The sequence below is a fragment of the Candidatus Phaeomarinobacter ectocarpi genome (assembly GCF_000689395.1).
Taxonomy (GTDB): Bacteria; Pseudomonadota; Alphaproteobacteria; order CGMCC-115125; family CGMCC-115125; genus Pyruvatibacter; species Pyruvatibacter ectocarpi.
The window spans coordinates 3,159,478-3,179,349 of the sequence record NZ_HG966617.1; the positions used below are offsets into that span (position 1 = coordinate 3,159,478).

Genomic DNA, 19,872 nt, shown 5'->3' on the forward strand with positions numbered 1-19,872 from the left:
GTTTAGCCCATATTGGCGACGAAGTCCGCGCCAGCGTCTTGTTTCAGCGTAAGGCCTGCGCGGGTGCCAAGCTCACGTGCATCTGCCACAGCTGCATCGTCTTCAAAGCGGAAGGCTTGTGAGCCATCTTCGGCCAGCAGAACCGCTGTGAGTTTTATCCGTCCCCCGGGCATCAAAACCGCATGGCCGCCAATGGGCGTCCGGCAGGTGCCATCCAGTTCAGCGAGCATGGCCCGTTCACATCCAACGCACAGGCTGGTGTCGGCATCATCCAGCACCGCCACCGCCGCCCGCACATCTTCTGCATCCTTGCGGATCTCAATGCCGATGGCGCCCTGCCCCACGGCAGCAATCATCTCCGGCGCATCAAGAAGACAGGTTGCCTTGTCCTCAAGGCCCAGACGCTTGAGGCCCGCCAGCGCCAGCAGCGTACCCTGAACCTCGCCGCGCGCCAGTTTGCCCATACGCGTCTGCACATTGCCGCGAAAATTGATGACCTCGACATCCGGTCGCATAGCCTTGACCTGCGCACCCCGCCGCAGCGACGCGGTGCCCACCACAGCCCCCTGCGGCAGATCGCGCGGATGCGCTGCCACCGGGCTCAGCCAGGCATCCCGCGTGTCTTCGCGCGGAAGCATGGCAACGATCTCGAACGCGTCATGCAGAACCGTCTCCACATCCTTCATGGAATGGACAGCCAGATGAATTTCGCCTTCATGGAGGGCTGTTTCCAGCTCCACCGCAAACAGCCCCTTGCCGCCAATCTCCGCCAGCGGGCGCGACTGCTCGCGGTCGCCGCTGGTAACAATCGGCACGATCTCGACTGCTGCGTCCGCAAGCCCGTGAGCCTCGCGCAGGCGCCGGGCCACTTCGTTGGCCTGCACCAGCGCAAGCGGGCTGCCGCGCGTGCCAAGGCGCAAGGGGTGGTCAGCAGAAAACGGGGCGGATGCCATGAAACCTCGACGAAACAAGAACTTGTGTGCTTTATGCGCTCTTTCCCGGAAACGGGCCCGGACGCCAGCGCCGCAATGCGCGGGCATGGATAGCACATCAACGGCAATGACCAACCACATGGACGCCCACACACCAACGGCAGCCCGGTTTACAGTCCTCGGCATTGAAACAAGCTGCGACGAAACCGCCGCGGCCATTGTGCGCGGCACGCCGGGTCAGCCCGGTGAGATTCTGTCCAATCTGGTGCTGTCCCAGTTTGACGAGCATGCGCCTTATGGGGGCGTGGTCCCGGAAATTGCCGCCCGCGCTCATATTGACCATCTTGATTCGCTGGTCGCCTCCGCCCTGCGCGAAGCCAACCTGACCCTCGCAGATGTCGATGCCATTGCTGCCACGTCCGGCCCCGGCCTTGTGGGCGGCCTGATGGTCGGGCTCGTAACGGGCAAGTCACTGGCCTTTGCCGCTGACAAACCCTTCGTCGCGGTCAATCACCTGGAAGCCCACGCCCTGACGGCCCGCCTCGTTGCCGCCACGCCCTTTCCCTATCTCGTCCTGCTGGTCTCCGGCGGCCACAGCCAGCTTCTCGAAGCCTGCGGCGTTGGAGATTACATATTGCTGGGCACGACCCTGGACGATGCCGTCGGCGAAGCCTTCGACAAGACGGCAAAGCTCATGGGGCTTGGCTATCCCGGGGGACCGAATGTAGAAAAATGGGCCCTGAAGGGTGATCCCACGCGTTTTGACCTGCCGCGCCCCATGAAAGGCCGTCCGGGTTCGGACTTTTCGTTTGCCGGCCTCAAAACCGCCCTACGTCAGACCGTGACAAAGCTGGCACCCCTGACCGAAACCGATCTCGCCGATGCCGCCGCCTCGTTTCAGGCGGCCGCCGCTGACACCATTGAGGACCGCACACGCAATGCCATGCGCACCATGCGCGACGCATCCGATGCCGATGGCCCCATCCCCTTTGTGGTGGCCGGTGGCGTGGCCTCCAACAAGATGCTCCGAGCCCGGCTTGAAGATCTCGCAACATCTGAGGGCTTCTCGCTGACAGCACCACCGCTGCCGCTGTGCACAGACAATGCTGCCATGGTTGCATGGGCCGGCGTAGAGCGTATGGCCATCGGCTCGACCGACGGCCTTAATACGGGGCCACGTCCGCGCTGGCCGCTCGCTGACCTCTCTTAGCCAGGAAAGACCGACGGGATGGAGACAAAGCAGGCCGCACTAATTTCAAACCGGAAGCTCTTTGTTTTTTGGCTGATGGCGTGGATGCCGACAGTCGTGCTGCGCTCTCTTGGTATCTCAAATGAGGTTTCTGGTTTTCCGGTCTTTAGTGCGCTCATCACGATCTTCTTTTGCCTGTTTGCATGGCTGTCTTCTGAAAGCTCCAAGCCGCTTGTACGGGTTCTGATACTTGTTCAAATCGCAGTTTTGGCAATCCAGTTCGCCTTAATGAGCATTTTTTTGTCCGCAGCTGTGCTTCTAGTGGATCCAGGAACGGAGCAGCACTCCGCAGTTGAAGGCGGTTGGATAGCCACATGGGGTCCATGGATCTTTTTGCTATGCGCAACCCTCGAGGTAACGGTCTTTGAGAAGTTCCGTCGAAGCACAAAGGAGCCAAGATAAAAAAATGGGGCCGCACACGAAATGCGGCCCCAGTTGGAAACCCTTCACCTGTGCCCGGGGATGTGAGCGTCAGCAAAGGGAGGAAGAAGGGTGCGGACAGTCCGGCCAGGTCCCCGGAGGAGGAAAGGAACCCGACGGGTCTGTCCGAATTCTTGATTAGATGACGTTTGCCGCCTGTGCGAGCAGCGCCACCACATAGGCTGCGAGGACAGCTGCGCCCACAAACACACCGATCTTGGTGCTGAGTGAAGTAGGCAGAAGTTCTGGAAGCTGGTTGGTCTGGTTTGCTGTGTTGCTCATTGGTCGTCTCCATCACACGCTGTGTCAGCGAAACGGAATGTCAGGATCATCCTGTGGGTGAGATTTTGGCTGACGGGAGGCGTCAGACAATTACCCCGCGGGTCAGGACTTCAGCGATCAACGCCACTGCATAAACAGTGACTGCCACTACTGGCAGATGGCGACTGATTGGACTGGCAAGTCTGAATGATGCGTACCGCATGATGTGCCCTCAATTCCCTAGCTGGTGTCCCCAAGGCCCCTATGGCCTGGATGCGAACACCGCCGAACCCCGTCCGGCTCACTCGATATAGGGGCACCCTAAACGGAAAACAATGAACGTTTTGCAAAATGTTCATTGTTTAGACGCGCTCGAATGACGCCCGTAAAGCACTGATAAATAAGGAATAATTGGTCGAGAACGCCGATTCCGCATATGGACCACAGCGGACCATGCATGGCTGAAATGCATAAAATGCCGATTTTTCAGCCGGAATTGAGCCCCGACCAAATCTCAGGCACATCGCAAAATTAGGTGTCAGCCGGTCTTCTGAATGTCGTCTTCTTCGGCCTGCGGGCGTTCGCCACCCACAAACAGGGTGCGATCCGGGCAAAGCCCCCCCAGCACCAGGTCAAAGACCCCGGCCAGTTCCCGCTCCAGACTATCCAGTGTCAGCCGCGACCAGAGCTGCGGATAGCTGAATTTCATGGTGGCAGACTGAATCATCTCGGCTGTGAAGTTCACGTCATTGGTCGCAAATTCGCCAAGCTCACGCCCATTGGCGATGATCTCCATCATGATGGAGCGTTCACGCTGCAGCATGTCGGTGGAGAATGTCGGCCGCTCCGCCGACACGGTGTGTGCCAGCTCAATGATCTTCGGGTCTTTTTCAAGATTGGTGTAGGTCATGCGCAGCTTGCCAAACAGATAGTCCCGCATGGCCTGCGTCGCGCTCTTGCCCGGTGCACGAATGGCTTTGGCAAGCTCTTCCATGGTCTCGACCGTCGCCCGGCTTGCGATTTCCTCGGCAAGATCGAGCTTGCCCTGAAAAAAGCGATAGAGATTGCCCGGTGACATGTCACAGTCCCGCGCGATCTCAGCCATTGTGGTCTTGCCGTACCCGTAATGGAGAAACCGCTCCCGCGCCGCCTCCAAAATCCGTTCCCTGATGTCGTCTTTTTCTGTCATGACCTGCGAGTGTAAGGTGCGAGAATGAATAATCAACGAACCATTCAGTCAAAACAGGTTTCATCCCCCCAATGACCGGCGCAGACACCAAAATTCAAAGCATCGGCATCATCGGCGCCGGCGCCTGGGGCACTGCCCTGGCAAGCATTGCAGCGCGGGCTGGCCGGGACGTGACCCTGTGGGCCTATGAGCCTGAAGTGGCCGACGCGATCAACACGCGCCACGAAAACAGTGTCTACCTCCCCGGCATTGCATTGGACGAGAATATTCGCGCCACAACCGATCATGAAGCGGTGGCCAAAGCCGACGTTGTTCTACTGGTATGCCCGGCGCAAACCCTGCGCAGTGTCACAACGCAACTCGCTGACCGCATACGCCCCGGCACGCCCGTCGCGATCTGCGCCAAGGGGATTGAACAATCCACCGGCAAACTGATGACGCAGGTTCTCGAAGAAACAACGCCCCATGCCATCCCCGCAGTGTTGTCAGGGCCATCCTTCGCCGCAGACGTCGCACGCGGATTGCCCACAGCTGTTACCCTGGCGTGCGCCGACGAAGATGTGGGCACCGCCCTGGTTGACGCCATAGGCATTCAGACATTCCGCCCCTACCAGGCCGCTGATCTTGTCGGCGCGGAAATCGGTGGCTCGGTCAAGAATGTGCTGGCCATCGCCTGCGGCATCGTTGAAGGCAAGAAACTTGGCGCGTCCGCTGCCGCCGCCCTGACGGCGCGCGGCTTTGCAGAACTCACCCGGCTTGGCGTGGCGCTGGGGGCCCGGGCAGAAACCCTCGGCGGCCTGTCAGGCCTTGGCGATCTCATCCTCACCTGCGGGTCCCTGCAAAGCCGCAACATGTCTCTTGGCGCGGCGCTGGGCGAAGGAAGACCCCTTGCCGAAATCCTGGGAGAACGTGTGTCCGTTGCCGAAGGTGTTGCAACCGCCCCCGCTGTCGTGGCCCTGGCACGCAAACATGGCGTTGAAATGCCCATCTGCGAGGCCGTTGCTTCCGTGGTCACGGGAACTGCAACGGTCGACGATGCCATCACCGCCCTGCTGTCGCGGCCCTTCCGCCGCGAGAGCTGACCGGCTGCCCTGCTAGGTTTTCGCCGGCCGCCACAGGGGGCCGACAATCATCAGCAGCACCAGCACATTCCACAGCACATTGGGCCAGGCCCCCGACGCGTAGGAGCCGGCGCTGTCCAGGAAGAACCATGCCAGCGCGCCGGTCAGCACAGACTTGCGGACGCCTTCGGGGGCAAGATCATGCACCCACACAGACAGGCACCAGATCATCACGCCCCAGCCAAACAGAAACCCGCCCAGAAGCGCCGACATGAAATGCATGGTCGGCCCTTCATAGGTCTGCTGGCCATCAAGCGGCCAATCCAGCAGATCCAGCGAAAAGCGCGCTGCTTCAGAGTATTCAGGCATGGTTGCCAGAAAGGCTACCGGCCCGAACGAGGCGATCACGATCGCTGAAATCTTGAGCCAGAACTTGTGAAATTCCTGAGACATTGCCGCCCTCCAGTTTTCTGAAAGGGAAATATGTAGCGCTCGCTACAGTTTGTCCAGTCCGCTTTCACGCATCCGTCTGCCGCATTGGCGCAACGCAATGCTTGCCACCACGCGGTCGCTCGCGCATCTTGCCGCCAAACCGCATCTCAAAGGATAGCCCACCATGCTTTTTGCCCTCACTTGCATCGACAAACCCGACAGCGAAGCACTGCGCCTTGCCAATCGCGACGCGCACCTCGCGTATTGGGGCGAGACCGGCAAGGTCAAGCTGGGCGGCCCCTACACGGATGATGCGGGCGAACACATGGAAGGGTCGTTTCTGGTCATCGATGTGGCAGACCGTGCAGAAGCAGAACACCTTCAGGCCGAGGACCCCTATCAGACAGCCGGGCTGTTTGCGCGCGTCGACATCCGCGCGTGGAAGTGGCTGCTGGGCAACTAGCCATGACACAGACCAACCGCCTGTGGATCGTGCTGGGCACCGACTATCCCGACAATCTTGAAAAACGCATGGCCGCGCGGGCAGCACACTTCGCCTATTGGGAAAGTCAGAAGGATGCAGACGGCAAAGCCATCATGCAGATGGGCGGCCCCGTCACTGATGAAGCCGGTGAGCGGATGATCGGCTCGATGTTCCTATTGCGCCTGCCCACCTTGGCTCAGGCGCAGGCCCTGCTGGCAGAAGATCCCTATGTCACACAGGGCGTATTTGAAACCTATGAGATCAGACCGTGGAAATGGCTGGTCGGAACACCGGAGACTATCTGATGGCCTATTGGCTCTTTAAATCCGAACCCGGAACATGGTCATGGGATGATCAGGTCAAATGCGGCGCCAAGGGCACCGAATGGGACGGCGTACGCAACTACATGGCCAACAACTTCATGAAAGACATGAAGATTGGCGACAAGGGCTTCTTCTATCACTCGGTAAATGAGAAGCAGGTGGTCGGCATTGTGGAAGTGATCGGCGAGCACGTGATGGACCCGTCCGACCCCAAGGGCAAGTTCGGCATGGTCCAGCTCAAGGCCGTTGAGCCCATGCCTACCTTCGTGACCCTCGCTGACATCAAGGGCGACCCTGCCCTTGAAGACATGGTGCTGGTCAAGAACTCACGCCTCTCCGTCCAGCCGGTCACACCAGCTGAATGGAAAAAAGTCTGCGCCATGGGCGGGCTGAAGAAAGCGCCTAAGTAGCAGGGCGATCACCGAGACACTCAAAGAGCCGCAGCAGATACCCGTCAGGATCAGCAACCGCAAACTGCCGGTTGCCGCGTTCGATGTCGTCGACCCGATACCACTTGTCTTCGAGCGGCAGGTAAAGCGCGACACCGGCCTCCGCAAGCCTTGCCAGTATCGGTGTCACAGCATCAACCCTGATCTGAAAATTCACACCACGCCCGAACGGCGTTTCAAGCGGCGCGCCGCCCACCGCAAATGTTCGCCCCAGATCCGCCTGGTCGAGCATCAATTGCGCGTCCGAGAGCTCCAGAAATCCAAAGCCTTCTTCCATCCGCTCATAGCGGACGGCAAATCCCAGCAGGTCACGATAAAAAGCAACGCTGGCCGCGTAGTCGCTGACAGTGAGCTCTGGCACAAGGGCATTTTGCACGGCGTCGGTTCCTGATGTCATATGAGCAGCCTATGGTGGCGCTCCTATTGATCGGACACTTATCTCAGCATGGCAAAGCTCACACCACCCTCTTTACCCCTCACCGGCGGCTGCCAGTGCGGCGCTGTGCGCTACACGATTTCAGGCGCGCCGGTCGTTTTCTATCTGTGTCATTGCACCGAGTGCCAGAAGCAGACCTCGAGTGCCTTCGGCGAAAGCCTGCGGGTGCAACTTGCGGATTTTGACATTGCGGGACCGACAAAAGTCTTTCTGCGCCCCATCTCAAAGGGCGGTCATCAGACCTGCACATTCTGCGACACCTGCGGCACGCGACTGACCCATCAACGCCCCGGCTATGGCGACAAACTGAACGTCAAGGCCGGCACCCTAGACGACGCGGCATGGCTCGTGCCCGCCGGACATATCTGGACGTCCTCAAAGCAGGCCCACGTCACGATTCGTAGCGATGAACTTGCCTATCCACACCAGCCCGAAACAGACGTTGATCTGGAAGCCCAGTGGCAGGCAATGACCCCGAACTGGGTCCCGACCACATGACAATGGAACCGTGGCATAGCCGCGTGGGCGCCCCGGCGCCCGGCACACAGCTTTGCGCCCTGTCGGAAATTCGCGAGCCCGGCGCACGCGGCTTTTTGTTCGGTGAAGGCAAGGAGCGGTTCGACATGTTCGTCGTGCGGCATGGAGACAGCGTCACGGCTTATGTCAATGAATGTCCCCACGCCTTCACGCCCCTGGAAACCTGGCCGGACAAGTTTCTGACCATGGCCGAAGATGAGATCATCTGCTCCACCCACGGGGCGATCTTCAACATAGGCGATGGCTTGTGCACATCCGGCCCGTGTACCGGCAAATCCCTCATTGCCATTCCGGTCATCATAGACAATGGTATGATCACCATCAGCCAATAGATATAATGCTGCTAGGGGACATATTTCATGGATATTCTCACCAATCTGAACTGGCTGGCCGTGCTTGCTGCCGCCGTCGCAGGCTTCGCCACAGGTGCCATCTGGTACGGCGTTTTCGCCAAGCCCTGGATGGCAGCCGCCGGCCTCACCGATGACGACATTCAGCAAGAAGCCTCCACCTACATCTTCGCAGGCGTCCTGCAGATCGTCATGGCAATCACACTTGCAGTCGTCATCGCACAGACAGGCATCGCCTCATGGCTCGGAGGCGCTATCCTCGGCTTTGTAATCGGTATCAGCCTCGTGACGGCGAACAAGGCATTGAACGCAGCCTTTCAGGGCACCAGCCGCAACCTTGTCATCATCGACGGTCTGCACGCCGCCACCGCTTTCGCCTTCATGGGCGCGATCCTCGGCGGCTGGCAGTAACACGCCCCGTATCCCCGGACTTGATCCGGGGACACGGGACGCGTGTGGTCTGCCCACAAACCATTTGACCCTGATCAACGCAATCTTGCCATGGACACGGCATTGTCCGGCCCATGGCAAACAGCAAAACCCTGATCATCTATTTCTCGCGCACCGGCCGCACCCGCCGCCTCGCCCTGCGGCTGGCACAATTGCTCGACGCCGACATTGAGGAAATTGAATGCCGGCGCTATCGCCTCGGCCTGTTCGGCTGGTGGCGCTTTCTGCGGGCAGGCTTCAACAGCATCAAAGGCAACCTGCCCCGCATCGGCCAATTGCGGCACACGCCTGCCGACTACGATCTGGTGGTTCTGGGAACACCCATCTGGACAAGCTACCCCTGCCTGCCCATGCGCGCGCTGCTGGATGCCAGGCCCGACATGCCGGGCCGCATCGCCGGTTTCCTCACCTATGGCGGTCAGTCGGAGCCAGACAAGGCGTTCGACATGATGGCGGAGATGCTCGGCCAGCCAATCAAGCACCGGCTCGCAATCATGACAGAAGACGGAAAGCTTCCGGATATGGACGCCAAGGCAGCACGCTTCGCCGACATCCTTGAAAGTGAAGCCTAGCTGGCCGCGAATGTTTCAAAACTGCTTTTCAGCCCGGTGACAGATAGCGCCACCAGCTTGCCGCCGTCTTCAGGGTTCGCAAGCGTCGGGTCAGAGCCCATGCGCCCATCGGGAAACTTGTTCCGGTAGTCCTCAGCATCCGTGAAGCGGCCATTGGGTGCAATTGTCGGGCTGACCTCCGCGGTCTTGATTGAATCCGGATACGCCCATTGCGTCACCGCAACCTCAGAGGGCGTCGCGTGGCTGCCATGGCCCTTGCCATAGGTCTTCATGCACATGTCCATGACGGGCTTGTAGTCCCACCAATTGTCCAGCTTGCACTTGACCGGGCCACGATTGCTTGCTTCACCGGCAAGCGAGCGGTCCGCATAGATTTCTGAGAACGCCGCATTGATGGTGGCGATGTTGCCACCATGGCCATTGAAGAACAGCACCCGCTCAAACCCGTGCACCGCCAGCGACGACACCCAATCGTGAATGGCCGCAATCATGGTGGACGGCCGCAGGGTCATCGACCCGGCAAAGCCCAGATGATGCTGCGCGCAGCCCACATTGAAGGTCGGCCCCACCAGAATGTCCGCATCCTTCTGCGCTTCATGTGAAATGATCTCCGGACACAACGCATCCGTGCCGATCAGTCCTGTCGGTCCATGCTGCTCGGTGGAGCCGATAGGAATGACAATGGCTTTCGAGCGGGTCAGATAGTCATCGACTTCCTGCCAGGTAGAATGGTGCAGCAACATAAGCGTTAGCCCTCTATGAGATATTCAAATTCGATTTCATCGCGGATCGGGATGCCCTGGTTCCCGGTGAGCGGAATTTCAGGTTTGAGTTTGCGCGCCTCTTCCATGGCATTGACGCCAACGCGCGCAATCGTCATGCCGATGATCTGGTAGAAGCCGATAGCCTGCAGATTGTCGTTGGTGGTGATCAGGCGCACGCGTCTCAGGCCAGCCTGCCGAGCCACACTCACCATCTCATCCATCAAGGCGCGTCCGACGCCAGATACGGCACCGGTTGATGCCAGCGCCACCACTTCCAGTTCGTCCGCCTCAATCAGATAGGCAGCCACACCGGCAAATACACCGCCGGACATGGCAACACGGGCGGGAATATCAAAAGGATCGACCACCCGCCCCAGGGACACCACGCGGTCGCCCCATTGCGCGCGCATCAGCTCATGCGCAGCCTCGCGGGTGGTGTCATCCATAACCACAATGTCTATGTCAGGTTTTTCGCCCATTGGGGTCAGCTTGACCCAACTCACCGGGTTACGGCAAATCACCCCATGACAACAATCACCATCAGACCCGCAATCCCAGAAGACGCAGTCGCCATTGCCCGCGCCTTCACGCCCGCCCGCGCTGCCATGCCCGGCGTGCCCGTGGTCCACACGGCGGAAGAGGATCTGTGGTTCATCACAAACAAGATGCTGCCGGAGTGCAATGTAGTCGTGGCAGAAGCCGATGGCGTCATCGCCGGTGTTGCCGCCTATACGGACACATGGCTTGAACAGCTTTATGTAGACCCTGCCCACCACCGCGAAGGCATTGGCATGGCGCTGCTCACCCATGTCATGCGCGACCGGCCCCAGGGCCTCGACCTGTGGGTGTTCCAGAGCAACGCCCCCGCCCGCGCCCTGTATGAATCCCAAGGCTTCCGCTGCGTCGAGCTGACGGACGGCCAATCAAATGAAGAAAAATGCCCGGATGCACGCTATAGCTGGCCGGGAAATCTCTAGCGATCCCTCCTGATACGGACACAAGCTCCCATGCCCGACACGTCTACCGAAGTGAAAAACACAGGCCCCCTCGCGGGCGTGAAGATTGTTGATTGCACCTCCGTGGTGCTGGGCGCCTACGCCATGCAGATCCTCGGTGATCTGGGCGCCGAGGTCATCAAGATCGAAGCACCGACGGCGGAAGGCTCCCCCGGCGGCGACATCCTGCGCTGGGGCGGCAAGTCGCCGGTAGGTCCGGGCATGGGGCCGCTCTACATGACCTACAACCGCAACAAGCGGTCCGTCATGCTCGACCTCAAAAAGGAAGAAGCCCGCGAGGCCCTTAGAACCCTCATCAAGGACGCTGACGTCTTCGCGTCCAACATCCGCTATGCAGGCATGGAGCGGCTGGGCATCGACTATGAAGGGGTCAGGAAGATCAACCCCGAGATCGTCTATGTGCATGCCGCGGGCTTCGGCAAGGACGGCGCCTATGGCGGTCTGCAGGCCTACGATGATCTGATTCAGGCAGCATCCGGCGGCACTGACCTCTTACCACGCGTCAACAAGCGCGCCGGCCTTGAAGGCGAACAGTTTGAACGCCCCGCCTATCTGCCGAGCCTCGTGGCCGACAAGACGACAGGCCTGCACATGGTCTACGCGACACTGGCTGCCCTCTATCACAAGCAGCGCACCGGCGAGGGCCAGTTCGTGGAAGTCCCCATGCTCGAATGCTTCACAAGCTTCACCATGAGCGAGAACCTCTACGGCCACTGCTTCGAGCCCCCCGTCGGCGGCTACGGCTATTCCCGCGTGCTGAACCCGAATCGCCGCCCCTTCAAGACCAAGGACGGCTATCTCTCCATTGTTCCGTACTCGGATCGTCAATGGGATGATTTCTTCGAGCTGGGCGGTCGCAAAGGCCTGCTGCAGGAAGACGAACGCTTCAACACCTACCAGAACCGCACCCAGAACGTGCTGGCGCTCTACGGGCTAGTCGAAGAAGTTGCCCAGACCCGCACCAGCGAGGAATGGATCGATCTCCTGAAGCAGAAGAACATCCCCGCCATGCGCGTCAACCGCCTCGACGACGTCACCAGCGACCCGCATTTGCAATCCATCGGCTTCTTCGAACACCACCAGCACCCCACGGAAGGCACCTACGTTGCCATGAAGCAGCCCGTCAATTTTGAGAAGACACCCGCGACGCACCGCCACCATCCACCAGCGCTGGGCGTAGACACGGAAGCGGTATTGCGGGAGGCTGGGTTGAGTGAAGACGAGATAGCGAAAACAGCAAGCTAACTTACGAAAGCTAGACAATGGCCGAAAGCGGAGCAGGCGGTACCATAACTGCAATGTCGGTCCTGCTGCTTCTGGCGATTCCGATTGGTTCGGTTGCCGTGGCGCACAGGGCGCCACCGCTTGAGAGGGTCGGCTTCGCCATACGAGTCGGTATAGCATTGGTCTTTGTCGGCTTGCAGTGGGCCGCATTGCGGAATGATTGGTTGATCGAGTTTGTGCAAGGGGGATCGATGGGTCGATGGGTCGTGCGCTCGTTCTAACTGGGTTTTTGCTGATCGCCAGTCTTGGTGCCTTCTACTTGCTGTTTTACTGGCCAGCGCGACGGCTTAGCCACATCGGCTGGTCGCAGTGGTGGGCACTCGCGATACCAGTATGGTTGCTATTCATTTATTACATGGCTCGCCTGAACAGCGGCCTTGTCGAGGATCTGACTTGGGAGCCGGTGTACCCCATCGCAGCTTGGGTTCTGACCCTGGCGGCGCTGCCCGGAGCTGGAGTAGGAGACCGATAGCGCTTAGCTCAAGGCCGGGGTCGGGGCGCAACAAACTCCAGTACTTCTCTCGACTTTTGACTTGCCGCAAGGCACCACACCCTTGCGGCAGTTGTGTTGGGCCTTCCATAATGGCGCCAACAAATCCGGGGACGGGACGAAAGCGCTGCAAAGCTGTGCTCCCGCCGCGCAAAATGTCAGGGAGCCACCATGTCCGACGAAGTGATCAAAGTCCCCACCGACTGGGCGAAGTCCGCCTATGTGGACGACGCCAAGTACAAGGAAATGTACGAGCAGTCGATTTCCGACCCCACAGCCTTCTGGGGCGAGCACGGCAAGCGGGTGGACTGGATCAAGCCCTACACCAAGGTGAAGGACGTCTCATACCATGAGCGCGATCTGCACATTAAGTGGTACGAGGATGGCACCCTCAATGTCTGCTACAACTGTGTTGACCGCCACGTCGCCGACAAGGGCGACCAGGTGGCGATCATCTGGGAGGGCGACGACCCCTCCGTTGACCAGTCCATCACCTACACGCAGCTGCACCACCACGTGCAACGCTTCGCCAATGTGCTGAAGGATCAGGGCGTCAAGAAGGGTGACCGCGTCACCATCTACATGCCGATGATCCCCGAAGCCGCCTACGCCATGCTGGCCTGCGCGCGCATCGGCGCGGTGCACTCCATCGTCTTTGGCGGCTTCTCGCCGGATGCCCTGGCAGGCCGCATTCTGGATTGCGACAGCAAGTTCGTCATCACGTCAGACGAAGGCGTACGCGGCGGCCGCCCGATCCCGCTGAAGGAAAACACCGACGACGCGCTGGACTCATGCCCGGACGTTCAAAGTGTCATCGTGGTGGAACACACCGGCGGCTCGGTCTCCATGAAGGAGGGTCGCGACGTCTGGTATCACGAGGTCGCCGGTCGCGTGGACCATGAGTGCCCTTGCGAGGAAATGGGCGCGGAAGACCCGCTGTTCATTCTCTACACCTCCGGCTCCACCGGCAAACCCAAGGGCGTGCTGCACACCACCGGCGGCTATCTTGTCTATGCGTCGATGACCCATCAATATGTCTTCGACTACAAGCCCGGCGACATCTACTGGTGCACGGCAGACGTCGGCTGGGTCACCGGCCACAGTTACATCGTGTACGGACCATTGGCCAATGGCGCGACAACACTGATGTTTGAAGGCGTGCCGACCTATCCGGACTCATCGCGCTGCTGGCAGGTCTGCGACAAGCACAACGTCAACATCTTTTACACGGCCCCAACCGCCATCCGCGCCCTGATGCGCGAAGGCGACGAGCCGGTGACAAAGACGTCGCGCAAGAGCCTGCGCCTGCTCGGCTCCGTGGGTGAACCCATCAACCCGGAAGCCTGGAACTGGTATCACCGCGTGGTCGGCGACAGCCGCTGCCCCATCGTTGATACCTGGTGGCAGACGGAAACCGGCGGCATCCTCATTTCGCCGCTACCCGGCGCAACGGACCTCAAACCCGGCTCAGCCACACGCCCCTTCTTCGGCGTTGAACCGGTGCTGGTCGACAATGACGGCCACCCGCTCAAAGGCGCCACCTCCGGCAATCTGTGCATTGCCGATAGCTGGCCCGGCCAGATGCGCACGGTCTATGGCGACCACAAGCGCTTCTTCGAGACATATTTCAGCCAGTTCAAAGGAAAGTATTTCTCCGGCGACGGCTGCAGACGCGATGAAGACGGTTACTACTGGATCACCGGCCGCGTCGACGACGTGCTCAATGTCTCCGGCCACCGCATGGGCACCGCTGAAGTGGAAAGCGCTCTGGTCTCACACCCACTGGTCGCTGAAAGCGCCGTCGTCGGGTACCCCCACGACATCAAGGGCCAGGGCATCTACGCCTATGTCACCTTGAACCAGGGTGAGGAACCAACAGACGAGTTGAAGAAGGAACTCGTCCAGCACGTCCGCAAGGAAATCGGCCCCATCGCCTCACCGGACCTGCTGCAATGGGCCCCCGGCCTCCCCAAGACCCGCTCCGGCAAAATCATGCGCCGCATCCTGCGCAAGATCGCAGAAGACGATTTCTCCAATCTCGGCGACACGTCCACCCTGGCAGACCCCGGCGTGGTCGACGACCTGATCAACAACCGCCAGAATTTGGGCGGGGAGAGCGCCTAATCTGTTGATCTAGCATGTGCACCCGTTAGTCTCACAACCAGACACACTCCTGTCGGGGGACAAACGGGTGCACATTCTATTAGGCGTTCTAGGGATCGTTGCTGCAGCCTTCTTTTTCTATATGCGCTCGCGCGGCACCATACAGAGCGGGCGAGATCTGGCTGAAGCCGCCAACGATGTGCGTCTGGCCGCCCGCCGTTTTGGCTTTAGTCGGAAGGCCAACATTCACGCCGTGGATAGCATTGACGACCCGCGCATTGCCGCCGCAGGCATTGCCGTCGCCTTCCTTGAACTCGATAGTTACCCCACTCAGGAAACCCGCGACGCAATGCTTACGGGGATGGCCTCAGAATTTGGTGTCACCCGCGACGAAGCCGATGAAATGGCGGTGCTAGGCCGCTGGCTGATGAATGAGTGCGGTAGCCCGGATGCAGGGATATCGCGTATGGCCAGCCGCCTGCGTAAGCTGACAACGGGCGGCGAAGAAGTGATGTCCTTGCTGCAAATTCTAAGAGGTACGTTCAGCAGCGCAGACAAGGAACTGAATGCTCAGCAGACCGACGCCCTTTCAGATATCCAGCGCATCTTCAAACTGAAATGAGCACCTAACCTTCCACCTCAGATAGACCCTCCGGTCAAGCCGAAGGGAAAGCGGTAGGTGGATAGGTCAGCATTCCAATTCACGCTCTCCCTTCGGCTTGACCGGAGGGCCCCTGGGCGTGTGCAGTGCGCACAGGCACAGCAACCGGGATACCTATCATGACCACCAGAGCCGTCCTCATTACCGGCGCGTCCGCCGGCATCGGCAAATGCTTTGCGGAGTTCTATGCCACCAAGGGCTATGACCTGATCCTGACGGCGCGGCGCCTTGATCGCCTGAATGACATTGCGTCAGAGCTTTCCGCCTCCCATGGCATCAAGTGCGAGACAATCACCGCTGACCTGGCAGACCCCGCAGCACCCAAGGCCATCTGGGCCGATATCACTGCGCGTGGGCTGCAGGTGGATGTGCTCGTCAACAATGCGGGCTACGGCCTGAACGATCACTTCGTCGACTATGACTGGGCAGACCATCGTGACTTCATCCAGATCATGGTGACAGCCTATGCGCATCTTTGTCGCCTGGCCTTGCCCGCCATGCTGGAGCGTAAATATGGGCGCATCATCAATGTGGCCTCCCTTGCGGGCATTGCGCCGGGCACGCTTGGCAATACGATGTATGGCGCGTCCAAGGCCTTCCTCATCAAGATGTCAGAGAGCCTGTCACTGGAAACCGAAGGCACCGGCGTCCACGTCACCGCCGTCAATCCCGGCTTCACGCGCTCGGAATTCCACAGCACCGCAGGCGTGCAGGACACCGTGGACAAGATGCCATCATGGATGTGGATGCAGGCCCCTGACGTCGTGGCGGAAACCTATGACGCAAGTGAAAAAGGTCTGGCGCAGATCATACCCGGGCGGGCCAACCGCATCACGGCGTCCATCCTGCGGCACTTCCCACCGCGCCTTGCGCTATCTCTGTCGCGCCGCCGTTCCGCCATGCAGGACAAATAGCGCCGGCCGCTAGCGGCAGATACCCCAGCCACCAACTTCAAAATGAAAGTGGTCCTTGTGGTTCGCATTGTAGTCGGGTGACAGGACCGTCCTGAAGATGTCACACGATCCATCGCGCACCTCTTCGAGAAAAGCTGATTTGTTGCCACTCCCATCCCAGTCATTGAGCACGGACACCTGCCCGCCATCCGCCAGCCAGAACCCGCCCACATCCAGCGCCTGACCCGTGGCATGCGCGCTGCGCCGCCCCGTCGCTGACCCGTTGATGTTGCGGCACGAATACGTGCCAAAGTGCACGACGCGCGAAACATCCGTACCAAGATGTTTTTGCGCAGCTGGTGCCACCACATGCAGTTCCCATTGAGCAAGTGCCGCCATCATCGGGCAGGTAATGGTAATGCCGCCGCCATAACGATAGCGCGCCTGCTTGAGCGCCAGCCCACGATCCATGCCGCAGCCCGGCTTGTCACTGGCAATGCTGTGATCATCCACCTCCAGACCCGCCGCCCGCACGGCATTCACGCAGGCGGGAAAGGAGCGATTGATCCGCGCCAGCTTGATGGGTGTGACGAAATTGGGTTTGACCGTCAGGTCAATCGGCGTTGAAGGGTCATAGCGGTCCGGCAGCAGCGGAAACGCAAAGATGGAAACAAGCGCCAGCGCAAACACGAGAAGGAGTGGGCGCCATTTACGCCACCAGTCTTTCAACACACATGCACTCCCCAGGCAGAACCTCTAAAAATCAGACGCAATACCGTTGCGCTCCCAATCCCCATACCGGGTTGGTTCTTCGCCGGACGGCCCATTGATTTCGGAGGGACGCGTTTCGTCCTGAGCCTTGGCCGCGGCAGCCCGGCGTTCCTCAGCCTCTGCCAGCGCCCGGCGCGCAGCCGGGGACAATTCCTTGGGAGGTTCTGGGGTTGGTTCACGTGTTTCTTCTGGTTTGCCGGGCTCGTCGCTCATCATTCTCGCTCGTCTTGAAGCCGCCACACGCTGGTTCCATATAGTGTTCTGTGGGGCCAAAAAAGATTGTGAGGAAGGATATAGACCTTCCTGTGGCAGCGTCCAAACCAGCCACAAAGCTGGCAGGATGCGCTGTGTGGTGTATGGCGTAGGCAGGAGCACGAAATGGCCAACGGTTTGCGAACAGGCGTCCTCATCGCGGCAATGACCGCGCTGTTTTTGGGCATCGGCTACCTCATTGGCGGACTGGGCGGTGCGGCCATCGCGTTTGTCATCGCCCTTTGCATGAATGCCTTTGCCTACTGGAATTCGGACAAGATGGTGCTGCGCATGTATGGCGCCCGCCAGGTGGACGAAGCCTCCGCCCCCGATCTGGTCAAGATGGTGAAGCAGCTGGCAGAAAATGCTGACCTGCCCATGCCCAAGGTGTTTGTCATCGACAACGATCAGCCAAACGCCTTTGCCACCGGCCGCAATCCGGAAAACGCAGCCGTGGCCGCGACCACCGGTCTCCTGTCCCGCCTGACGCCGCAGGAAGTGGCCGGCGTCATGGCGCACGAGCTGGCACACGTCAAAAACCGCGACACGCTGACCATGACCATCACCGCCACCCTGGCCGGTGCCATTTCCATGCTGGCCAACTTCGCGCTGTTTTTCGGCGGCAGCCGCAACAACCCTCTGGGCATCATCGGGGCCATCGCCTTGATGATCCTCGCACCGCTGGCAGCAGCCCTGGTGCAGATGGCCATCAGCCGCGCCCGGGAATATGAAGCCGACAAGATGGGCGCTGAAATCTGCGGACGGCCTTTGTGGCTGGCCTCTGCCCTTGAGAAAATCGAGGGGTTTGCGTCGCGGATCGACAACAATGTGGCTGAACGCAACCCGGCGTCAGCCTCCCTGTTCATCATCAATCCGCTGCACACCCAAAAGAGCGATGCGCTTTTTTCCACCCATCCCAACACGGCAAATCGGGTGGCCGCCCTGCGGGCCATGGCGGGCGAAACCGGGCCAGGCGAGAAGGCCCGCCCCTGGGGGTAAAGGGCCCCCTGGGACACACGGCCTTTTACTTGCGGCCCCAAGCTGCGTATAGCTGCGCGCCATGAACACACCTCGACCAAAAAACAACACCCGCAACAAGCGCCCCAACGCCAACAAAACACCGGGCCTCGGTGCCCGGCGCGCTTCAGCAGCACTGCTGGCCGCGGTCATGACCGAAGGTCGCCCGCTGGACGAGGCGCTGGCGACCGAGCAGGACGTGAACGGGACCTTGGCGCGGCTGGACCCGCGAGACCGTGGCTTTGCGCGCACCATCGCCGCAACAGCCCTGCGCCGGCAGGGTCAGATCACCGACATCCTGACCCATTTCCTCGACAAGCCGCTGCCCGAGAAATCCGGTATTGCGCCGCAGATCCTCTATGGCGCCATCGCCGAGCTGCTGTTTTTGGACGTAGCACCCCACGCCACCGTGAGTGCCTGCGTGGCACTGGCCAAGACCGACAAGAATGCCCGCCATTTCTCGGGCCTGCTGAACGCAGTGCTGCGCCGCGCCTCCCGTGAAGGCGCTGAGCTGCGCGACGCGCAGGATGCCGTTGCGCTCAATACACCTGAATGGCTGCTGACGAGCTGGCGCGAGACCTATGGTGAGGAAACAGCTTCTGCCATCGCGACGGCTCATCTGACCGAAGCCCCGCTCGACCTCTCCGTGAAGTCTGACGCCGCAGGCTGGGCAGAAAAACTCAAAGGCACTGTCCTGCCCACCGGCAGTGTCCGTCTGACCGAAGGTGGCCGGGTTGATACGCTGGAGGGGTACAAGGACGGGGAATGGTGGGTGCAGGATGCTGCCGCCGCCCTGCCCGCAAAGCTGTTTGGTGACGTCAAGGACGCCCGCGTGCTTGACCTGTGCGCAGCGCCCGGCGGCAAGACGCTGGAGCTGGCAGCTGCAGGCGCCAATGTGACGGCGCTCGATCGCTCAGCTAAACGATTGGTCCGTGTGACCCATAATCTCAAGCGCACGAAGCTGGACGCAAATGTGGTCACCGCCAATGCGCTGGGCTGGGAGCCCGACGGTGACGACAAGACGTTCCCCCATGTGCTTGTGGATGCCCCGTGTTCTGCGACCGGCACGATCCGGCGGCACCCGGACATTCCCCATCTCAAATCCACGTCCGACCTGGCAAAGCTGGTGATGCAGCAGGAAAAACTGCTGGCCAAGGCAGCCGAGCTGACCGCCCCCGGCGGCACGCTGATCTATTGCACCTGTTCGCTTCAGCCCGAAGAAGGCGAGCAGCGGATTGAAAAGTTCCTGGCGGCAAATCCGGCATTTGAACGCGAACCAATCACCAAGGCTGACCTGCCGGGTCTTGAAGAGGCGGTAACGCCAACGGGTGACATGCGCACTTTGCCCACATTCTGGGCGTCAGAAGGCGGCATGGATGGCTTTTTTGCAGCCCGCCTTAAACGCGCCGAATAGGGCAGCTATCCCCTCTCATTTCCACGCCTCTCATTTGTTGCCGTGAACCGCCCGGCTCTGCT

The 19,872-nt window shown here is 60.2% G+C and carries 26 protein-coding genes; 17 read left to right on the forward strand and 9 right to left on the reverse strand.

Annotated features, from left to right (window positions below; genetic code table 11):
- Nucleotides 1-2: 2 nt before the first annotated feature.
- Nucleotides 3-953 carry a hydroxymethylbilane synthase gene (gene hemC, locus BN1012_RS15090; protein ID WP_043950225.1) on the reverse strand — a complete coding sequence of 317 codons (951 nt, stop codon included), beginning with the start codon at nt 951-953 and terminating at the stop codon, nt 3-5.
- A gap of 118 nt (nt 954-1,071) precedes the next feature.
- On the opposite strand from hemC, the gene tsaD reads away from it, so the two are divergent.
- Nucleotides 1,072-2,142, forward strand: coding sequence for a tRNA (adenosine(37)-N6)-threonylcarbamoyltransferase complex transferase subunit TsaD (tsaD, locus tag BN1012_RS15095; protein WP_043951198.1), 1,071 nt, complete (start codon nt 1,072-1,074; stop codon nt 2,140-2,142).
- 18 nt (nt 2,143-2,160) lie between these two features.
- Nucleotides 2,161-2,583, forward strand: a complete 423-nt coding sequence (locus BN1012_RS15100; protein WP_043950226.1) for a hypothetical protein — start codon at nt 2,161-2,163, stop codon at nt 2,581-2,583.
- Between the two features lie 156 nt (nt 2,584-2,739).
- Here BN1012_RS15100 and BN1012_RS17675 read toward each other — a convergent pair whose 3' ends face one another.
- Both BN1012_RS17675 and BN1012_RS15105 read right to left on the reverse strand, forming a co-directional pair.
- The gene (locus tag BN1012_RS17675) at nt 2,740-2,883 is read right to left on the reverse strand and encodes a hypothetical protein (RefSeq protein ID WP_171815990.1); all 144 of its coding nucleotides are present in this window, start codon (nt 2,881-2,883) and stop codon (nt 2,740-2,742) included.
- 517 nt (nt 2,884-3,400) lie between these two features.
- Nucleotides 3,401-4,051 (reverse strand): TetR/AcrR family transcriptional regulator, encoded by a 651-nt coding sequence (locus tag BN1012_RS15105; protein WP_043950227.1) that lies wholly within the window; start codon nt 4,049-4,051, stop codon nt 3,401-3,403.
- 71 nt (nt 4,052-4,122) lie between these two features.
- On the opposite strand from BN1012_RS15105, the gene BN1012_RS15110 reads away from it, so the two are divergent.
- A complete protein-coding gene (locus tag BN1012_RS15110; RefSeq protein ID WP_043950228.1) occupies nt 4,123-5,133 on the forward strand; it encodes an NAD(P)H-dependent glycerol-3-phosphate dehydrogenase in 1,011 nt (336 codons plus the stop codon).
- A 12-nt stretch (nt 5,134-5,145) separates the two neighbouring features.
- Here BN1012_RS15110 and BN1012_RS15115 read toward each other — a convergent pair whose 3' ends face one another.
- Nucleotides 5,146-5,565, reverse strand: a complete 420-nt coding sequence (locus BN1012_RS15115; RefSeq protein ID WP_043950229.1) for a hypothetical protein — start codon at nt 5,563-5,565, stop codon at nt 5,146-5,148.
- A 163-nt stretch (nt 5,566-5,728) separates the two neighbouring features.
- On the opposite strand from BN1012_RS15115, the gene BN1012_RS15120 reads away from it, so the two are divergent.
- The 3 genes from BN1012_RS15120 to BN1012_RS15130 are packed head-to-tail and all read left to right on the forward strand — an operon-like array spanning nt 5,729 to nt 6,761.
- Nucleotides 5,729-6,007: a YciI family protein gene (locus BN1012_RS15120; RefSeq protein WP_043950230.1), complete on the forward strand. Its 279-nt coding sequence runs from the start codon at nt 5,729-5,731 to the stop codon at nt 6,005-6,007.
- Between the two features lie 2 nt (nt 6,008-6,009).
- On the forward strand, nt 6,010-6,333 hold the full coding sequence (locus BN1012_RS15125) for a YciI family protein (protein ID WP_043950232.1): 324 nt from the start codon (nt 6,010-6,012) through the stop codon (nt 6,331-6,333).
- Nucleotides 6,333-6,761: an EVE domain-containing protein gene (locus tag BN1012_RS15130; protein WP_043950234.1), complete on the forward strand. Its 429-nt coding sequence runs from the start codon at nt 6,333-6,335 to the stop codon at nt 6,759-6,761. Before BN1012_RS15125 ends, BN1012_RS15130 begins: the two co-directional genes overlap by 1 nt.
- On the opposite strand, the gene BN1012_RS15135 is transcribed toward BN1012_RS15130, so the two are convergent.
- Nucleotides 6,754-7,197 carry a bleomycin resistance protein gene (locus BN1012_RS15135; RefSeq protein ID WP_043950235.1) on the reverse strand — a complete coding sequence of 148 codons (444 nt, stop codon included), beginning with the start codon at nt 7,195-7,197 and terminating at the stop codon, nt 6,754-6,756. The two genes, BN1012_RS15130 and BN1012_RS15135, sit on opposite strands and share 8 nt — an antisense overlap.
- Nucleotides 7,198-7,245: 48 nt before the next feature.
- On the opposite strand from BN1012_RS15135, the gene BN1012_RS15140 reads away from it, so the two are divergent.
- The 4 genes from BN1012_RS15140 to BN1012_RS17140 all read left to right on the forward strand — a co-directional run bounded on the left by BN1012_RS15140 (nt 7,246) and on the right by BN1012_RS17140 (nt 9,145).
- Nucleotides 7,246-7,734 (forward strand): GFA family protein, encoded by a 489-nt coding sequence (locus BN1012_RS15140; protein ID WP_043950236.1) that lies wholly within the window; start codon nt 7,246-7,248, stop codon nt 7,732-7,734.
- Entirely contained in the window at nt 7,731-8,105 is a 375-nt protein-coding gene (locus tag BN1012_RS15145) for a Rieske (2Fe-2S) protein (RefSeq protein ID WP_244442914.1), read from the forward strand. Before BN1012_RS15140 ends, BN1012_RS15145 begins: the two co-directional genes overlap by 4 nt.
- A gap of 27 nt (nt 8,106-8,132) precedes the next feature.
- Complete coding sequence (locus BN1012_RS15150) at nt 8,133-8,534, forward strand: DUF1761 domain-containing protein (protein WP_043950238.1); 402 nt, start codon at nt 8,133-8,135, stop codon at nt 8,532-8,534.
- Nucleotides 8,535-8,647: 113 nt separating this feature from the next.
- Nucleotides 8,648-9,145: a flavodoxin gene (locus tag BN1012_RS17140; RefSeq protein WP_052535451.1), complete on the forward strand. Its 498-nt coding sequence runs from the start codon at nt 8,648-8,650 to the stop codon at nt 9,143-9,145.
- Here BN1012_RS17140 and BN1012_RS15160 read toward each other — a convergent pair.
- Together BN1012_RS15160 and BN1012_RS17570 are read right to left on the reverse strand one after the other, a co-directional pair.
- Entirely contained in the window at nt 9,142-9,888 is a 747-nt protein-coding gene (locus BN1012_RS15160; RefSeq protein ID WP_043950239.1) for a creatininase family protein, read from the reverse strand. The two genes, BN1012_RS17140 and BN1012_RS15160, sit on opposite strands and share 4 nt — an antisense overlap.
- Nucleotides 9,889-9,893: 5 nt before the next feature.
- Complete coding sequence (locus tag BN1012_RS17570; protein ID WP_043950241.1) at nt 9,894-10,388, reverse strand: GNAT family N-acetyltransferase; 495 nt, start codon at nt 10,386-10,388, stop codon at nt 9,894-9,896.
- Nucleotides 10,389-10,433: 45 nt separating this feature from the next.
- Between BN1012_RS17570 and BN1012_RS17575 the strand changes: the two genes are divergently transcribed.
- The 5 genes from BN1012_RS17575 to BN1012_RS15200 all read left to right on the forward strand — a co-directional run bounded on the left by BN1012_RS17575 (nt 10,434) and on the right by BN1012_RS15200 (nt 16,377).
- A complete protein-coding gene (locus BN1012_RS17575) occupies nt 10,434-10,886 on the forward strand; it encodes a GNAT family N-acetyltransferase (RefSeq protein ID WP_043950242.1) in 453 nt (150 codons plus the stop codon).
- Nucleotides 10,887-10,916: 30 nt separating this feature from the next.
- On the forward strand, nt 10,917-12,170 hold the full coding sequence (locus tag BN1012_RS15175; RefSeq protein ID WP_043950243.1) for a CaiB/BaiF CoA transferase family protein: 1,254 nt from the start codon (nt 10,917-10,919) through the stop codon (nt 12,168-12,170).
- A 700-nt stretch (nt 12,171-12,870) separates the two neighbouring features.
- Nucleotides 12,871-14,823 (forward strand): acetate--CoA ligase, encoded by a 1,953-nt coding sequence (gene acs / locus BN1012_RS15190; RefSeq protein WP_043950246.1) that lies wholly within the window; start codon nt 12,871-12,873, stop codon nt 14,821-14,823.
- Nucleotides 14,824-14,890: 67 nt separating this feature from the next.
- Complete coding sequence (locus tag BN1012_RS15195) at nt 14,891-15,424, forward strand: hypothetical protein (protein ID WP_145973488.1); 534 nt, start codon at nt 14,891-14,893, stop codon at nt 15,422-15,424.
- 158 nt (nt 15,425-15,582) lie between these two features.
- Nucleotides 15,583-16,377 carry an SDR family NAD(P)-dependent oxidoreductase gene (locus tag BN1012_RS15200; protein WP_043951200.1) on the forward strand — a complete coding sequence of 265 codons (795 nt, stop codon included), beginning with the start codon at nt 15,583-15,585 and terminating at the stop codon, nt 16,375-16,377.
- 9 nt (nt 16,378-16,386) lie between these two features.
- Here the strand turns inward: BN1012_RS15200 and BN1012_RS15205 are convergent, their stop codons facing one another.
- Both BN1012_RS15205 and BN1012_RS15210 read right to left on the reverse strand, forming a co-directional pair.
- Entirely contained in the window at nt 16,387-17,088 is a 702-nt protein-coding gene (locus BN1012_RS15205) for an extensin-like domain-containing protein (RefSeq protein WP_171815991.1), read from the reverse strand.
- A 24-nt stretch (nt 17,089-17,112) separates the two neighbouring features.
- Nucleotides 17,113-17,340, reverse strand: coding sequence for a DUF1674 domain-containing protein (locus BN1012_RS15210; protein WP_043951202.1), 228 nt, complete (start codon nt 17,338-17,340; stop codon nt 17,113-17,115).
- A 165-nt stretch (nt 17,341-17,505) separates the two neighbouring features.
- On the opposite strand from BN1012_RS15210, the gene htpX reads away from it, so the two are divergent.
- Entirely contained in the window at nt 17,506-18,378 is an 873-nt protein-coding gene (htpX, locus tag BN1012_RS15215; protein ID WP_043950248.1) for a zinc metalloprotease HtpX, read from the forward strand.
- A gap of 61 nt (nt 18,379-18,439) precedes the next feature.
- Nucleotides 18,440-19,810 carry an RsmB/NOP family class I SAM-dependent RNA methyltransferase gene (locus BN1012_RS15220; protein WP_081826441.1) on the forward strand — a complete coding sequence of 457 codons (1,371 nt, stop codon included), beginning with the start codon at nt 18,440-18,442 and terminating at the stop codon, nt 19,808-19,810.
- Nucleotides 19,811-19,872 lie beyond the last annotated feature (62 nt).